Source organism: Pseudomonas sp. TE36184 (assembly GCF_054060055.1).
In genome coordinates this window covers 5841552-5855775 of sequence record NZ_JBSSCU010000001.1, presented here as the reverse complement: position 1 = coordinate 5855775, position 14224 = coordinate 5841552, and the positions used below count along the sequence as shown (strand labels likewise).

17 protein-coding genes are annotated in these 14224 nt (G+C 61.2%); 6 read left to right on the top strand and 11 right to left on the bottom strand.

Annotated elements, in window-relative coordinates:
• Positions 1 to 54: 54 nt before the first annotated feature.
• The 6 genes from xerD to ffh all read right to left on the bottom strand — a co-directional run bounded on the left by xerD (position 55) and on the right by ffh (position 4747).
• Positions 55 to 951 (bottom strand): site-specific tyrosine recombinase XerD, encoded by an 897-nt coding sequence (gene xerD / locus ACVWZP_RS26500; RefSeq protein ID WP_079444621.1) that lies wholly within the window; start codon positions 949 to 951, stop codon positions 55 to 57.
• A 223-nt stretch (positions 952 to 1174) separates the two neighbouring features.
• Entirely contained in the window at positions 1175 to 1525 is a 351-nt protein-coding gene (gene rplS, locus ACVWZP_RS26495; RefSeq protein WP_003175895.1) for a 50S ribosomal protein L19, read from the bottom strand.
• A 45-nt stretch (positions 1526 to 1570) separates the two neighbouring features.
• A complete protein-coding gene (trmD, locus tag ACVWZP_RS26490; RefSeq protein ID WP_169864091.1) occupies positions 1571 to 2344 on the bottom strand; it encodes a tRNA (guanosine(37)-N1)-methyltransferase TrmD in 774 nt (257 codons plus the stop codon).
• Entirely contained in the window at positions 2326 to 2862 is a 537-nt protein-coding gene (gene rimM, locus ACVWZP_RS26485) for a ribosome maturation factor RimM (protein ID WP_008014731.1), read from the bottom strand. Before rimM ends, trmD begins: the two co-directional genes overlap by 19 nt.
• A 5-nt stretch (positions 2863 to 2867) precedes the next feature.
• A complete protein-coding gene (gene rpsP, locus ACVWZP_RS26480) occupies positions 2868 to 3119 on the bottom strand; it encodes a 30S ribosomal protein S16 (protein WP_003175899.1) in 252 nt (83 codons plus the stop codon).
• A gap of 251 nt (positions 3120 to 3370) precedes the next feature.
• On the bottom strand, positions 3371 to 4747 hold the full coding sequence (gene ffh, locus ACVWZP_RS26475; RefSeq protein ID WP_017846136.1) for a signal recognition particle protein: 1377 nt from the start codon (positions 4745 to 4747) through the stop codon (positions 3371 to 3373).
• Between the two features lie 219 nt (positions 4748 to 4966).
• On the opposite strand from ffh, the gene ACVWZP_RS26470 reads away from it, so the two are divergent.
• From ACVWZP_RS26470 to ACVWZP_RS26460, 3 genes are all read left to right on the top strand, one after another.
• A complete protein-coding gene (locus ACVWZP_RS26470) occupies positions 4967 to 5779 on the top strand; it encodes a cytochrome C assembly family protein (protein WP_026139922.1) in 813 nt (270 codons plus the stop codon).
• A 12-nt stretch (positions 5780 to 5791) separates the two neighbouring features.
• Complete coding sequence (locus ACVWZP_RS26465; protein ID WP_046382198.1) at positions 5792 to 7030, top strand: transporter associated domain-containing protein; 1239 nt, start codon at positions 5792 to 5794, stop codon at positions 7028 to 7030.
• A gap of 271 nt (positions 7031 to 7301) precedes the next feature.
• The gene (locus ACVWZP_RS26460; protein ID WP_057004567.1) at positions 7302 to 8612 is read left to right on the top strand and encodes an MFS transporter; all 1311 of its coding nucleotides are present in this window, start codon (positions 7302 to 7304) and stop codon (positions 8610 to 8612) included.
• Between the two features lie 107 nt (positions 8613 to 8719).
• Here ACVWZP_RS26460 and purT read toward each other — a convergent pair whose 3' ends face one another.
• From purT to ACVWZP_RS26435, 5 genes are all read right to left on the bottom strand, one after another.
• Positions 8720 to 9901, bottom strand: coding sequence for a formate-dependent phosphoribosylglycinamide formyltransferase (gene purT, locus ACVWZP_RS26455; protein ID WP_169864089.1), 1182 nt, complete (start codon positions 9899 to 9901; stop codon positions 8720 to 8722).
• A 69-nt stretch (positions 9902 to 9970) separates the two neighbouring features.
• Complete coding sequence (locus tag ACVWZP_RS26450; RefSeq protein WP_079444622.1) at positions 9971 to 10438, bottom strand: preQ0 transporter; 468 nt, start codon at positions 10436 to 10438, stop codon at positions 9971 to 9973.
• A gap of 162 nt (positions 10439 to 10600) precedes the next feature.
• Positions 10601 to 10816, bottom strand: a complete 216-nt coding sequence (locus ACVWZP_RS26445; RefSeq protein ID WP_046382197.1) for a DUF1289 domain-containing protein — start codon at positions 10814 to 10816, stop codon at positions 10601 to 10603.
• The gene (locus ACVWZP_RS26440; RefSeq protein WP_017846143.1) at positions 10813 to 11337 is read right to left on the bottom strand and encodes a gamma carbonic anhydrase family protein; all 525 of its coding nucleotides are present in this window, start codon (positions 11335 to 11337) and stop codon (positions 10813 to 10815) included. The genes ACVWZP_RS26445 and ACVWZP_RS26440 overlap by 4 nt, the downstream gene beginning before the upstream one ends.
• A 35-nt stretch (positions 11338 to 11372) precedes the next feature.
• The gene (locus ACVWZP_RS26435; protein WP_017846144.1) at positions 11373 to 11975 is read right to left on the bottom strand and encodes a CoA pyrophosphatase; all 603 of its coding nucleotides are present in this window, start codon (positions 11973 to 11975) and stop codon (positions 11373 to 11375) included.
• A 146-nt stretch (positions 11976 to 12121) separates the two neighbouring features.
• On the opposite strand from ACVWZP_RS26435, the gene ACVWZP_RS26430 reads away from it, so the two are divergent.
• From ACVWZP_RS26430 to ACVWZP_RS26420, 3 genes are all read left to right on the top strand, one after another.
• Entirely contained in the window at positions 12122 to 12670 is a 549-nt protein-coding gene (locus tag ACVWZP_RS26430) for an NUDIX hydrolase (RefSeq protein WP_017846145.1), read from the top strand.
• A 37-nt stretch (positions 12671 to 12707) separates the two neighbouring features.
• On the top strand, positions 12708 to 13211 hold the full coding sequence (locus ACVWZP_RS26425) for a L,D-transpeptidase family protein (RefSeq protein WP_017846146.1): 504 nt from the start codon (positions 12708 to 12710) through the stop codon (positions 13209 to 13211).
• Between the two features lie 262 nt (positions 13212 to 13473).
• A complete protein-coding gene (locus tag ACVWZP_RS26420; protein ID WP_017846147.1) occupies positions 13474 to 14205 on the top strand; it encodes a GntR family transcriptional regulator in 732 nt (243 codons plus the stop codon).
• The last annotated feature ends 19 nt before the right edge of the window (positions 14206 to 14224 follow it).

Sequence of the window (14224 nt, the reverse complement as noted above, 5' to 3'; positions counted from 1 at the left end):
AGCCTACCACAGTTGGGCCGCAGGGCAGCCCGTGGCGGGATAATTTGGCGGTTTTCAGCCTCGCGGATGGTGCTTGGCGTGCATATCCTGCAAGCGCGCCCGTGCCACATGGGTGTAGATCTGGGTTGTGGATAAGTCACTGTGGCCAAGGAGCATTTGCACCACGCGCAAATCCGCGCCGTGGTTGAGCAAATGCGTGGCAAATGCATGGCGCAGAGTATGCGGCGACAGGCTCTTGCCGATCCCCGCCACCTTGGCCTGGTGCTTGATGCGATGCCAGAAAGTCTGGCGGGTCATCTGCTCACCGCGCTGGCTGGGGAACAGCACATCGCTGGGGCGCCCACCGAGCAGTTCGCCGCGCGCATCGCGCATGTAGCGCTCGACCCACACAATCGCTTCTTCCCCCATCGGCACCAGCCGCTCCTTGCTGCCCTTGCCCATCACCCGCAGCACGCCCTGGCGCAGGTTGACTTGCTCGAGGGTCAGGCTGATCAGCTCGGTCACCCGCAGGCCGCAGGCGTACAGCACTTCGAGCATGGCACGGTCGCGCTGGCCGATGGCTTCGCTCAAGTCCGGGGCGGCGAGCAAGGCGTCAACATCGGCTTCCGACAAGGACTTGGGCAATGGCCGACCCAATTGCGGCATGTCGACCTGTAACGTCGGGTCGAGGGTAATGAGCTTTTCCCGCAGCAGGTAGCGATAAAAGCCACGCACACCGGAAAGGAAGCGCGCTGTGGAGCGCGGCTTGTAGTTCTGCTCCAGGCGCCAGGCCAGGTGATCGAGGATCAACTCACGGCCGGCATTGATCAGCTCGAGGTTTTTTTCCTGCAGCCAGCCGTTGAACAGCGCCAGGTCGCTGCGGTAGGCCTGGCGAGTGTTGTCCGACAGGCCTTTTTCCAGCCAGAGGGCGTCGAGGAAGCGGTCAATCAGAGGGTGGTCGATGGCGGGCATGGGGGCTCAGGCAGATGACGGAGGTGTCTGGTAGATCCTATCGCAGGCAAGTCGGCTCCCACATTGGATTTGTGTCGTGCATCGATTTTATGACCACTAATGATCAAGTGTGGAAGCTGGCCCGCCTGCGATAGGCGCGCCGCCGACCCGGCCCCGTCAATAAATCCCAGGCACAAAAAAAGCAGCCCGCAGGCTGCTTTTTTTCTGCATCGGAAAGCTGGACTTAAGCCAGTTTTTCCTTGATGCGAGCTGCTTTACCGGACAGGTCACGCAGGTAGTACAGCTTGGCTTTACGCACGTCACCGCGACGCTTAACAGCCATGCTGTCGATTTGCGGGCTGTAGGTCTGGAAAGTACGCTCTACGCCAACACCGTTGGAGATTTTACGAACAGTGAAAGCACTGTTCACACCACGGTTACGCTTGGCGATTACCACGCCTTCGAACGCTTGCAGACGCGAACGGTCGCCTTCCTTCACTTTCACCTGAACGACAATGGTGTCGCCCGGGGCAAAGGTAGGGATCTCTTTGGTCATCTGCTCTGCTTCGAGTGCAAGGATGATTTTGTTAGTCATGCTGTGCTCCTAAGGTAAGTCAATGGACCTACCATCGATACGTTGTTAACTATCGTCCCGCGCGAGGATGTATTCCTCGAGCAGCTTCTTCTCTTCTCCAGAAAGCGAGCGGCTTTCCAGAAGATCGGCGCGTCGTTCATAGGTCCGACCAAGGGACTGCTGTAAACGCCAACGCCGGATGTGTGCGTGATTGCCACTTAGCAATACGTCGGGAACACGCTGATCCGCATACACCTCCGGTCGGGTGTAGTGCGGGCAATCCAGCAAACCATCCGTGAAGGAATCTTCCTCCGCGGAGTCCGCATGCCCTAAAGCTCCAGGCAGCAGTCGTGTAACCGCATCTATCAGGACCATCGCCGGCAGCTCACCGCCAGACAGGACATAGTCCCCAATCGACCACTCTTCATCGACATGAGCTTCAATGAAACGCTCGTCAATGCCTTCATAGCGACCGGCAATCAGGATCAGTGCTTCCTCATTCGCCAGTTCGCGTACCGCCGCCTGTTTCAGCTGACGGCCTTGAGGGGACAGGTAAATTACCTTCGCCTTCTCCCCGGCGGCAGCCTTGGCCTGAGCCAACGCGTCTTCCAGGGGCTTGATCTTCATCACCATGCCCGGGCCACCGCCAAATGGGCGATCGTCCACAGTGTGATGTCGATCCGTCGTGTAGTCTCGCGGGTTCCAACAGGTGAGCTGCAAGAGCCCCTGTTTCACCGCCCGACTGGTGATGCCGTACTCGCTGATGGCGGAGAACATCTCGGGAAACAAACTGATCACTTCAATGCGCAAATTAGCCACGCTTAGAAGTCCGCGTCCCATTCCACCTTCATCTCGCCCGCGGCCAGGTCGACGGCCAACACACATTGCTCGGTATAGGGCAACAGGCGTTCGCGATCATCCAGGCTGCCAGCGCAAGGCTTGACCACCATTACATCATTGGCGCCGGTTTCCAGAAGATGATCGATTTTCCCGAGCAATTGCCCGAGTTGATCAATAACCTTCAGACCTTCCAGCTGGTACCAGTAGTACTCGCCGTCGGTCAATTCAGGGAACAGGTTGCGCGGCACGCAGATCTCATAACCGGCCAGAAGACGAGCTTCTTCACGATCATCAAGACCCTTGAGCTTTGCGACCAGGAACTTATCGTTCCCGCGTCCACTGACCAGCTCGACCTGTTTCACATTCCCCTCGCGCTTGAGCGTCCAGGTTTTGTACTGCAACAGGTTTTCAGTCGGATCAGTAAAGGAATACACCTTCACTTCGCCGCGAACGCCATGAACAGAGTAAATCTTGCCGATAACGATCAAATCATCAGCAACAGCTGGCGTCGCGTTCATATTGCTCAGGCTGCGGCCTTAGCCGAGTCCTTCAACAACTTGGCAACACGCTCGGAAGGCTGTGCACCAACGCTCAGCCAGTAGGCTACGCGCTCTTGGTTCACGGACAGACGAACTTCTTGACCACGAGCAACAGGGTTGAAGAAACCAACCTGTTCCTTGTGCGAACCGTCACGCGGGTTGCGGCTGTCGGTTACGGTCAAGTGGTAAAACGGGCGCTTTTTGGAGCCGCCAAGGGCAAGACGGATTGTTAGCATGTGAACATCGTTCCTGTAGTCGGTGCTGCAAATCTAAATGCACAGCGGGCATAGGTGCCCGAAAGGCCGCATATTCTAAGGAATATCCGGACTTTTGCAAATGTCTTTTTCTGGCGCCTATCAGCGTGCCATTCAGATCTGCTATAGAGCCGTCGGTTAAAACGGCAAGTCAGCTCCCGCCAGACGGCGGGTTTGCTGGAGATCCCACATCCCTGTGGGTCGGAGCAGGAGCATGCTCCCGCTCGAATACTTTACATTTTCGGCATGCCGCCGCCGGGCAACATACCGCCCATGCCGCGCATCATCTTGGCCATTCCGCCCTTGGCGGAGAATTTCTTCATCATCTTCTGCATCTGCTTGTGCTGCTTGATCAAGCGACCGATGTCCTGCACCTGGGTGCCGGAGCCCATGGCGATCCGACGCTTGCGCGAACCGCTGATCAGCTCAGGGTCGCGGCGCTCGGCCGGGGTCATGGAGTTGATGATGGCTTCCATCTGCTTGAACTGCTTCTCTGCCGCGCCCTGGGCATTGCCCATTTGCGCCAGGTTCACACCGCCGATGTTCGGCAGCTTGTCCATCAGGCCGCCGAGGCCGCCCATGTTCTTCATTTGTTGCAACTGATCGCGGAAGTCTTCGAGGTCGAAGCCCTTGCCCTTCTTCAGTTTCTTGGCCAGTTTATCGGCCTTGTCCTTGTCGAGCGTCGCTTCGGCCTGCTCGATCAGGCTGAGCACGTCGCCCATGCCGAGGATACGCGAAGCGATACGTTCAGGGTGGAACGGTTCGAGCGCGTCGCTCTTCTCGCCCATACCGATGAATTTGATCGGCTTGCCGGTGATGGCGCGCACCGACAGCGCGGCACCGCCACGGGCGTCGCCGTCGACCTTGGTCAGGATCACGCCGGTCAGCGGCAGTGCGTCACCAAAGGCCTTGGCGGTGTTGGCCGCATCCTGGCCGGTCATGGCGTCGACCACGAACAGCGTCTCGACCGGGTTGATCGCGGCATGCAGCGCCTTGATCTCGCCCATCATCTCTTCGTCGATGTGCAGGCGACCGGCGGTATCGACGATGACCACGTCGATGAACTTCAGCCTGGCTTCTTTGATCGCCGCGTTGGCGATGTCGACCGGCTTCTGGCTCAGGTCGGACGGGAAGAAGGTCACGCCCACTTCGCCCGCGAGCATTTCCAGCTGCTTGATGGCCGCCGGACGGTACACGTCGGCCGACACCACCATCACGGTTTTTTTCTTGCGCTCTTTAAGGAAGCGCGCCAGCTTGCCGGCGGTGGTGGTCTTACCCGCACCTTGCAGACCGGCCATCAGCACGACGGCCGGCGGCACGGCGCTGAGGTTCAGGTCTTCGTTGGCCGCGCCCATCAGGCTTTCGAGCTCGGCCTGGACGATCTTCACAAAAGCCTGGCCCGGCGTCAGGCTGCGGGACACTTCGGTGCCGACCGCGCGCTCCTTGACCGAGTTGACGAAGTCCTTGACCACAGGCAAGGCCACGTCGGCTTCCAGCAACGCCATGCGTACTTCACGCAGGGTGTCTTTGATATTGTCCTCGGTCAGCTTGGCCTTGCCGGTTACATGGCGCAGCGTCTGCGAGAGACGGTCAGTCAAGTTTTCAAACATGCGCGATCCTTTCAGGCCCTATGGTAGACCGAGGTAATGGCGGCCCAGGCTGTGATAAATCGCTATTAAAAACAGCGCTCGGCGAGCCTGCGGCGTGGGCAGGTCGCGGATTATAGCGAAGACTGCGCCCATGCACACCCGCTGTCTGGCCCTGAAGTCTTTCGTGGAACGCAGGTGTATGCCAAACTCAGCGCCTTTCGGGCTTGCCTAACAGGATTTATGCTCCCTTTGTCACCCAGTTTGCTACCCAGTCTCGCCGCCGCCTTTTTATATGCCGCTGCGACCCTCTACCAGGGCACTCGCCTGGCGCAAGGCGCCAAGGCCGACACTCGCCTGCTGGCAGGCCTTGGCGTCCTCGCCCTGCTCGCCCATGCCGCGAGCCTGTTCACCCACTTGATGACGCCGGTCGGCCTGGGCCTGGATTTTTTCAGCGCCGCCAGCCTGATCGCCGCCGCAGTGATCGCCCTCACGCTGATCGCCTGCGCACGCATCCCGGTGGAAAACCTGCTGGTGCTGCTATTCCCCCTGGGCATGCTGACGGTGCTGCTGGCGCAATTCGCCCCCACCGGCACGGTGCAGGTGATCGACGAAGAGCCGGGCATCCTTGCGCATATCCTGCTGTCGATCCTGGCCTACGGCATGTTCACCATCGCGGTGTTCCAGGCGTTGCTCCTGCTCGTGCAGGACCATCAGCTCAAGCACAAGCATCCGTCGGGCCTGATCAAGAACTTCCCGCCGCTGCAAACCATGGAAAGCCTGCTGTTCAGCTTCCTGTGGGCCGGCTGGACGCTGCTGTCGCTGTCGCTGATCTCTGGCTGGCTGTTCGTCGAGAACCTGTTCGCCCAGCACCTGGTGCATAAAACCCTGCTGGCGTGCCTGGCGTGGGTGGTGTTCAGTGTGCTGCTGTGGGGCCGCAACCGCCTTGGCTGGCGCGGGCACAAGGCGATCCGCTGGACCCTGGCCGGTTTCTGCCTGCTGATGCTGGCCTATTTCGGCAGCAAGCTGGTTCGCGAATACATCCTGCATATCTGACGGGCAGCGATCATGGACAACTTGCCCTTAGGGCCGATGCTCGCGGTAATCGCCTTGCTGATTTTGTGGGCGGCGCTGTTTACCGCCATCGAAGCCGCACAACAGCACCTGCTGGCCCTGCGCCCCGGTACCCGCCAGGGCGACAAAGCCGCCGCCCGCCTGCACTTCCCACGCCACAGCATGATCCTCTGCAACACCCTGTGCCGTGCTGGCGTGGTGATCCTTTGCACCCTGCTGGCGATCTATGCCTGGGCGCAAAACGGCGCGTGGCTGGGCTGGCTGGTCTCCTGCTCGATCCTGCTGGTGCTGGCCGATTACCTGCCGCGCGCCCTGGCCACCCGCCATCCGCAAGCGGTGCTGGGCTTCGGCAATGCCCTGCTGGGCGTGCCGCTGAAAATTATCTACCCCCTCGCCTGGCTGCTCAATGGCATCAGCCTGCTGTTGCTGCGCCCCTTTGCCCGCCCGCCGGGCATGGTGAAAAAAAGCGACGACCCGCAGCCCGACCATGATGACGAACCCGAGCCAGAGGGAGATGAACGTCGCACGCCCGGCATGCCCGGCATCCACGCGCTGGACAACATCACCGTCAACGACATCCTGGTGCCGCGCAGCGAAGTGGACGGCATCAACCTGGACGACTCGCTCGACGCGATCCTCGAGCAACTGCGCAACTCCCAGCGCACCCGCCTGCCGGTGTTCCACAGCGACATCAACCAGGTCGAAGCCGTGCTCAACACCCGGCTGATCCAGCACCTGCTACCGGATGCCAGCCTGACCAAGGAGACCTTGCTCGAGGCCTGCTACGAACCCTACTTCGTCCCGGAAAGCACGCCCCTGCAACTGCAACTGCTGAACTTCCACAAGCAACAGCGGCGCCTGGGCATGGTGGTGGACGAGTATGGCGAAGTGCTGGGCATCGTCACCCTGGAAGACATTCTCGAAGAAATCGTCGGCGAATTCGAAAGCGAACAGAGTGCCGACAACCCGCATATCGAAGCGCAACCGGACGGCCGCTACATCGTCGACGGCACCGCCTCGATCCGCGAATTGAACAAGAGCCTGGCCTGGCACCTGCCCAGCGACGGGCCCAAGACCCTCAACGGCCTGGTGACCGAAGCGCTGGAAACCATTCCCGATTGCGCGGTGTGCCTGAAGATCGGCCGCTACCGCCTGGAAATCCTCGAGACCGAAGACAACCGCGTGAGCAAGGTGCTGATCTGGCACACCAGCCGCGTGCCGGTTGCCACGTAGCCTCGCCGACGGAACACACTGATCCACTGTGTGCAGACGATCAGATTTTCCCCCTTGTTGGATGCGCAACCCCCTTCCTATAATCGGGTCGGCTTACCCAAGCCGCGCCCGACCGCGTGCTATCCGCACGGACCGCGTCCAGGCACTGCCTTGCCCTGTACGACCGGTGTCCGCTCTCATCCCGAGCCGCTCCGCCCACAACCCTGATCCATGGGTGTTCGACCAATAATAATCCGCGTCCAAACGCGCACTGCCCCTCAGGGATACCGCCATGAGCACCACCTATAACGAGGCTGCAAGCGCCGCCCCGACCAACTCGACCGCCCGCGTCGCCACCGCCAGCATCGTCGGCACGGCCATCGAGTTCTACGACTTCTATATCTATGCCACTGCGGCCGCGCTGGTGATCGGCCCGGTGTTCTTCCCGCAGACCTCCGGCACGGCGCAGATGCTCGCGTCGTTCCTGACCTTCGGCATCGCGTTCATCGCCCGCCCGCTGGGTTCGGCGCTGTTCGGCCACTTTGGCGACCGTATCGGCCGTAAATCGACGCTGGTGGCTTCGTTGCTGCTGATGGGGGTGTGTACCACGCTGATCGGCTTGCTGCCGGGGTATGACAGCATCGGCGCCTGGGCACCGATTCTGTTGTGCGTGCTGCGTTTCGGCCAAGGCCTGGGGCTGGGCGGGGAATGGGGCGGTGCGGCGTTGCTCGCCACCGAGAACGCGCCGAAGGGCAAACGCGCGTGGTTCGGCATGTTCCCGCAACTCGGTCCTTCGATTGGCTTCCTGGCGGCCAACGGCCTGTTCCTGATCCTGGCCATGAACCTGAACGACGAGCAGTTCCGCAGTTGGGGCTGGCGCATCCCGTTCATCCTCAGCGCGGCGCTGGTGATGGTCGGCCTGTATGCGCGGCTGAAGCTGCATGAAACCCCGGTATTCGCCAGTGCGGTAGCGAAGGAAGCGCCGGTAAAAGTGCCGTTGGTGGAACTGTTCAGCCAGCATTGGCTGCCGGTGCTGCTGGGTGCCGCGTCGATGGTGGTGTGTTATGCGCTGTTCTATATCACCACGGCATTTTCCTTGAGCTACGGCGTGTCTACCTTGGGCTACAGCCGCGAGACATTCCTCGGCTTGCTGTGTTTTGCCGTGTTGTTCATGGGCCTGGCGACGCCGCTGGCAGCCTTGGCCAGCGATCGATTCGGGCGCAAGCCGGTGCTGATTGTCGGTGCGCTGCTGGCGATTCTGTCGGGGTTCACCATGGAGCCGTTGCTGACCCACGGTTCGACCTGGGCCGTGGCGCTGTTCCTGGCCCTGGAGCTTTTCCTGATGGGTGTGACCTTCGCCCCAATGGGCGCGTTGCTGCCGGAACTGTTCCCGACCCGCGTGCGTTATACCGGCGCTTCGGCGGCGTATAACCTGGGTGGGATCGTCGGTGCGTCGGCGGCACCGTTCTTCGCGACCAAGCTGGTGGCGATGGGCGGGCTGAGTTATGTCGGCGGGTATGTGTCGGCGGCAGCGTTGCTGAGCTTGATTGCGGTGCTGTGCTTGAAAGAGACGCGGGATAACGATTTGAACAAGGTTGCCTGATAGATCGCTATCGGGGGCAAGCCCCCTCCCACATTTTGACCGCATTCCTACAGATTAAACGCGGTTAAGTGTGGGAGGGGGCTTGCCCCCGATAGGCACGACGCGGTTTAGAGCTCTACAACAACCGCCTGAGCCGCACGGGTCGCCTTGGCGCGAGCCGCTTCAATCGACTCATCCCGCGCCAACGCCACGCCCATGCGGCGCTGGCCGTTCACTTCCGGCTTACCGAACAGACGCAACGCCGTGTCCGGCTCGCTCAGGGCCGCGCCGAGGTTGGCAAAAGCGGTCTGGGTCGATTGCCCTTCCACCAGGATCACCGCCGACGCCGAAGGCCCGAACTGACGGATCAATGGGATCGGCAGTCCCAGGATGGCGCGCGCGTGCAGGGCGAACTGCGACAGGTCCTGGGAAATCAAGGTGACCAGGCCGGTGTCATGCGGGCGTGGCGACACTTCGCTGAACCACACCTGATCGCCCTTGATGAACAACTCCACGCCAAACAGGCCGCGGCCGCCCAGGGATTCCGTGACGGCCTTGGCCACGCGCTCGGATTCCGCCAGGGCAATCGGGCTCATGGCCTGAGGCTGCCAGGATTCCTGGTAATCGCCTTTCTCCTGACGGTGGCCGACCGGCGCACAGAAGGTCGTGCCGCCGATGTGGCGCACGGTCAGCAGGGTGATTTCGTAGTCGAAGTCGATAAAGCCTTCGATGATCACCCGCCCCTTGCCGGCACGCCCGCCTTCCTGAGCGTAATCCCAGGCTTTCTGCACGTCGTCAGTACTGCGCAGCAGGCTCTGGCCCTTGCCCGACGAACTCATCACCGGTTTGACCACACACGGGAAGCCCAGGTCTTGCACGGCCTTGCTGTAGTCTTCGAAGGTATCGGCGAAGTGGTACGGCGAGGTCGGCAGGTCCAGCTCTTCGGCGGCCAGGCGCCGGATGCCTTCGCGGTTCATGGTCAGCGACGCGGCGCGCGCGGTCGGGATCACGGTGAAGCCTTCGGCCTCCAGCTCCACCAGGGTGGCGGTGGCGATGGCTTCGATTTCCGGCACGATGAAGTGCGGTTTTTCCGCCTCGATCACCGCACGCAGGGCCGCGCCGTCGAGCATGTTGATCACATGGCTGCGATGAGCCACCTGCATCGCCGGCGCGTTGGCGTAGCGATCCACGGCAATCACTTCAACGCCCAGGCGTTGCAGTTCGATTACCACTTCCTTGCCCAGCTCACCGCAGCCACACAGCAAAACGCGGGTCGCGGTTGGCGACAATGGAGTTCCGATTCGGGTCATCTCAGGTCCTCAGGGGAGCGGATCATGGGGAGAAAGGCCGGCATTTTACATGAACTGCACAGATTGGCTTCAGTTGGCGACGGCACGTTTGCGGATACGCCAGGCCATGATCAGCCAGACCGCGGTGACCCCGGCGAATTTCGACGCCAGCGCGGTGCCCACCACGGCAGGCGTAAGCGCACCGATCAAGCCGAAAAAGATAAAGGTATCGAGGGGAATGCTCAGCGCCGAACTTATCCACAGGCGATCGTGGAGCGGGCGCTTGGTGATGCTGAACACCAGCCAGTCAATGCACTCGGACACCGCGAACGCAGTGGCGCTGGCCAGCGCGATGGACGGGTCGGAGGTGATATACGACAGCGCCAGCGCCGCCAGCATGGCAAGGATCGCGCCGTGGCCGAAGCGGGTTTGCACCATGTCGCGCAGGATAAACACCAGGCCACCCCAGGCGGACCAGATCACATCCAGGTGCGGCGCGGTGGAGAAGGCGAAGTTGATCAGCACGACGCTGCTGATGTAGGCGATCAGGAAGAACATGGGGGGATGGACCTGTGGGTAATGCCGCACAGGGTACACAATTACAGGGATGTCGTCTGGGATGGCGCCATCGGGGGCAAGCCCCCTCCCACATTCGACCGCGTTTAATCTGTAGGAACGCGGTCAAAATGTGGGAGGGGGCTTGCCCCCGATAGCGATGATTCAGCCAACGGATTTACCGGACGCCATAAACACCAACCCACCCGCCAGCGCCCGCTCATGACACAACCCCAGCACCACCCGACGCTCGGCGTTGTCCATGCGGCTCCAACGCGTGATTTCTTCCACGGTACGCTGGCAGCCGGTGCAAATGTCGTCGTCATCCAGCGCGCAAATGCTCACGCACGGCGAGGCGACGGGGCGTTCTGGCGGCTTCATTCTTCCTGCTCGACCAGATCCCGCGCATAACGCTGGGCGTTATGCACATAGTGCGCAGCGCTGGCCTCGAGCATCTTCTTCTGCGCGTCAGTCAATTCGCGCACGACTTTGCCCGGCGAGCCCATGACCAGCGAGCCATCGGGAATCTCCTTGCCTTCGCCGATCAGCGAATTGGCGCCGATGATGCAGTGCTTGCCGATCTTCGCGCCGTTGAGGATCACCGCGTTGATGCCGATCAGGCTGTAGTCGCCGACGGTGCAGCCATGCAGCATGGCGTTATGGCCGATGGTCACGCCGGTGCCCAGGGTCAGCGGGTAACCCATGTCGGTGTGCATCACGCTGCCGTCCTGCACATTGCTGTTCTTGCCGATCAGGATCAGTTCGTTGTCGCCACGCAACACCGCGTTGAACCAGACATTGGCGCCCTCCTCCAGCTTGACCTTGCCCACCAGCGTGGCATTCGGCGCCACCCAGCTGTGTGGGTGCGTCTCGACGCGGGCGTCGCCCAGGCGGTATTTCATGATATGTCCTCACGACTGGCCATTTAAACGATGGCTTATAGATGGATGAAGCTCTTGGGCGGCTGGTGCAGGCTGATGTTGGCATCGTCATAGAGCAAATTGATCAGCTCGACGATCATGATTGCCGTCAGCCCCCAGATCTTGTATTCGCCGAACCGATAGCTCGGCACGTACCAACTGCGGCCCTGGTAATCGATGCGGTGCGTATGTTCGCGCGGGTCCTGGCGGAAAAACTCCAGGGGCACGCTGAAGACGGCGGCGATTTCGGCGTCGTTGGCCAGGTAGTCGACGTAGTCCGGGATGACGCCAACGTAGGGCGTGACCCGAATGCCATGCAGGGAAATCAGCGGGCTCAACGGGCCGATTACCTCGACCAGGCCAGGCGGCAGGCCGATTTCTTCTTCGGCTTCGCGCAGGGCGGTGAAGATCAGGTCCGGGTCTTCGGGGTCGCGACGCCCGCCGGGAAAGGCCACTTCGCCACCATGGGTCGACAGGCCGCTGGCGCGCAGGGTCAGGATCAGCTCAGGTTCGTCACTGCGGGTAATCGGCACCAGCACGGCGGCCTCGGGGAAACGCCCGTCGGTCTCAAGCCGTTGCGGTGTGTGATTGCTTACCCGGCGAAGTAGCTCGTCCAGCATGAGTCATCTCGGTCTGTTGGCTACTTTGCATCATGCACCAAAGCGCGCGGGCGCCCAACCCCAAAACCGAAGGGCTGTCGCGAAACGACAACTTGCAGGGCCCTGCCGCCCACGCCAAGATAGGCAGACTTTCCAGGAACCCCAGCATGAATTTCTGCAGCCAGTGCGGTAAACCGGTCACCCAACGCATTCCCGAAGGCGACGCACGCCTGCGTTTTGTATGCGATCACTGTCATACCATTCACTACCAGAACCCCAATATCGTCGCCGGCACCGTGCCGGTGTGGGGCGATCAAGTGTTGTTGTGTCGCCGCGCCATCGAGCCCCGCCTGGGTTACTGGACCCTGCCCGCCGGTTTCATGGAGAACGGCGAGACCGTGGAACAGGCCGCCATGCGCGAGACCATGGAAGAAGCCTGCGCCCATGTACGCAACCTGAGCCTCTATACGCTGATCGACGTGCCGCATATCAGCCAGGTGCACGTGTTCTACCGCGCCGAGCTGATTGACCTGAACTTCGCCGCTGGCCCCGAAAGCCTGGAAGTGCGACTGTTCGACGAGGCCGATATCCCTTGGTCCGAGCTGGCTTTCCGCACAGTCGGGCGTACCTTAGAATACTTCTTCGCCGACCGTCGCCTACGGTCGTTCCCGGTGCGCAACGAAGCTGTGCCGCCGCTGTCCCAGCCCGCCCAATAACAAACCGGCAGATCGTCGTCCAAGGGAAATCGTTTTAATGCGTTGGTTGCTTGCTTTGCTCTGCCTGTCGTTCGCCACGTTGTCCTCAGCCACCACCCTGGAAACCCTGGGCGGCAAAACGGTCGAGAAAATTCTGGTCCTCAAGTCCGCCCATCAGTTGCAACTGATCAACGACGGCAAACCCCTCAAGACCTACCGTATCTCCCTGGGCAAAAACCCCAAGGGCACCAAGCTGATCGAGGGCGACCGTCGCACGCCGGAAGGCTTGTATTGGATCGACTGGCGCAAAACCAGCGACCGCTACAACCTGTCCATGCACATCTCCTACCCCAATATCAGCGATTCGGCCCGTGCCCGCCGCCAAGGCGTGAACCCCGGCAGCATGATCATGATCCACGGCACGCCCGACACCGCGGAGTACCCGGAGCAGTGGTTTCACACCCTGGACTGGACCGACGGCTGCATCGGCATGCGTAACGTCGACATGCGCGAAGTCTGGAACCTGGTCAAGGACGGCACCCTGGTCGAGATCCGCCCGTAACCTTCGCCCCTCGGTCAATTAACTAAAAAAAGTTTCCTGCCCTAGACAGCGCCTGCCGGTGAATACCAATTCACCCCGCAGGCTGCGCAGCTCTGCGCGCCTTAAAGACCTCTCTAATACCACTTGATACCAGACACCGTTAATGCGCCCTGAAACCAGGAGCCGAAGCGTTTTGGCAGCATTGACATGGTATTTAAGTGGTATTAGTTTCCGGCCAATACCGGGCGACAACACACTAATAACCGCATCGGAAACCTGACAGATGAACCCCATCCTGACGCTGCGTCCCGACGACAAGCAATCCACGCCGCTGTACCTGCAACTGGCCCGCAACCTGGAAGCGGCGATCCACGCCGGCCAATGGAAATCTGAACAGGCCCTGCCGTCGGAACGCGCCCTCAGCGAGCAGTTGAGCATCTCGCGCGTCACCGCCCGCAAGGCGCTGGAAGTCTTGTTTGCCCAAGGCCTGATCCGTCGCAGCCAAGGCTCCGGCACCTTTATCACGCCACGCCTGGAACAACCGCTGTCGCGCCTGTCGGGCTTCAGCGAGATGCTGCGACTCAAGGGGTTTGTGCCCAGCTCCCAGTGGCTGGAACGCGACATCAGCGCGCCGACCCACGAAGAGCTGATCCGCCTGGGCCTGTCGCCGACCGACAAAGTGGCGCGGCTCAAGCGCCTGCGCAAGGCGGACGACACGGTGATGGCCATCGAAATGACCACCATGCCCGCCGCGGTGCTGCCGCACCCGCAAGCCATCGGCCAGTCCCTCTACGAGTACCTCGAAGGCATCGGCAAACCCATCGTGCGCGCCCTGCAGCATATCCAGGCGATCAACGCCTCGGACGAGTTCGCCGCGCTGGTCGGCATCGCCCCCGGCACCGCCATGCTGTTGATGACCCGTGTCGGCTACACCGCCGACAACACCCCGATCGAAATCACCGACACCTACTGCCGCAACGACTACTACGACTTTGTCGCCGAGCTGCGTCGATAGGCCTTTGCCGCGCACCGCG

Coding starts and splice junctions, on each gene's coding strand:
- xerD (WP_079444621.1), bottom strand. CDS start 951: ATGCCCGCCATCGACCACCCTCTGATTGACCGCTTCCTCGACGCCCTC.
- rplS (WP_003175895.1), bottom strand. CDS start 1,525: ATGACTAACAAAATCATCCTTGCACTCGAAGCAGAGCAGATGACCAAA.
- trmD (WP_169864091.1), bottom strand. CDS start 2,344: ATGGGACGCGGACTTCTAAGCGTGGCTAATTTGCGCATTGAAGTGATC.
- rimM (WP_008014731.1), bottom strand. CDS start 2,862: ATGAACGCGACGCCAGCTGTTGCTGATGATTTGATCGTTATCGGCAAG.
- rpsP (WP_003175899.1), bottom strand. CDS start 3,119: ATGCTAACAATCCGTCTTGCCCTTGGCGGCTCCAAAAAGCGCCCGTTT.
- ffh (WP_017846136.1), bottom strand. CDS start 4,747: ATGTTTGAAAACTTGACTGACCGTCTCTCGCAGACGCTGCGCCATGTA.
- ACVWZP_RS26470 (WP_026139922.1), top strand. CDS start 4,967: ATGCTCCCTTTGTCACCCAGTTTGCTACCCAGTCTCGCCGCCGCCTTT.
- ACVWZP_RS26465 (WP_046382198.1), top strand. CDS start 5,792: ATGGACAACTTGCCCTTAGGGCCGATGCTCGCGGTAATCGCCTTGCTG.
- ACVWZP_RS26460 (WP_057004567.1), top strand. CDS start 7,302: ATGAGCACCACCTATAACGAGGCTGCAAGCGCCGCCCCGACCAACTCG.
- purT (WP_169864089.1), bottom strand. CDS start 9,901: ATGACCCGAATCGGAACTCCATTGTCGCCAACCGCGACCCGCGTTTTG.
- ACVWZP_RS26450 (WP_079444622.1), bottom strand. CDS start 10,438: ATGTTCTTCCTGATCGCCTACATCAGCAGCGTCGTGCTGATCAACTTC.
- ACVWZP_RS26445 (WP_046382197.1), bottom strand. CDS start 10,816: ATGAAGCCGCCAGAACGCCCCGTCGCCTCGCCGTGCGTGAGCATTTGC.
- ACVWZP_RS26440 (WP_017846143.1), bottom strand. CDS start 11,337: ATGAAATACCGCCTGGGCGACGCCCGCGTCGAGACGCACCCACACAGC.
- ACVWZP_RS26435 (WP_017846144.1), bottom strand. CDS start 11,975: ATGCTGGACGAGCTACTTCGCCGGGTAAGCAATCACACACCGCAACGG.
- ACVWZP_RS26430 (WP_017846145.1), top strand. CDS start 12,122: ATGAATTTCTGCAGCCAGTGCGGTAAACCGGTCACCCAACGCATTCCC.
- ACVWZP_RS26425 (WP_017846146.1), top strand. CDS start 12,708: ATGCGTTGGTTGCTTGCTTTGCTCTGCCTGTCGTTCGCCACGTTGTCC.
- ACVWZP_RS26420 (WP_017846147.1), top strand. CDS start 13,474: ATGAACCCCATCCTGACGCTGCGTCCCGACGACAAGCAATCCACGCCG.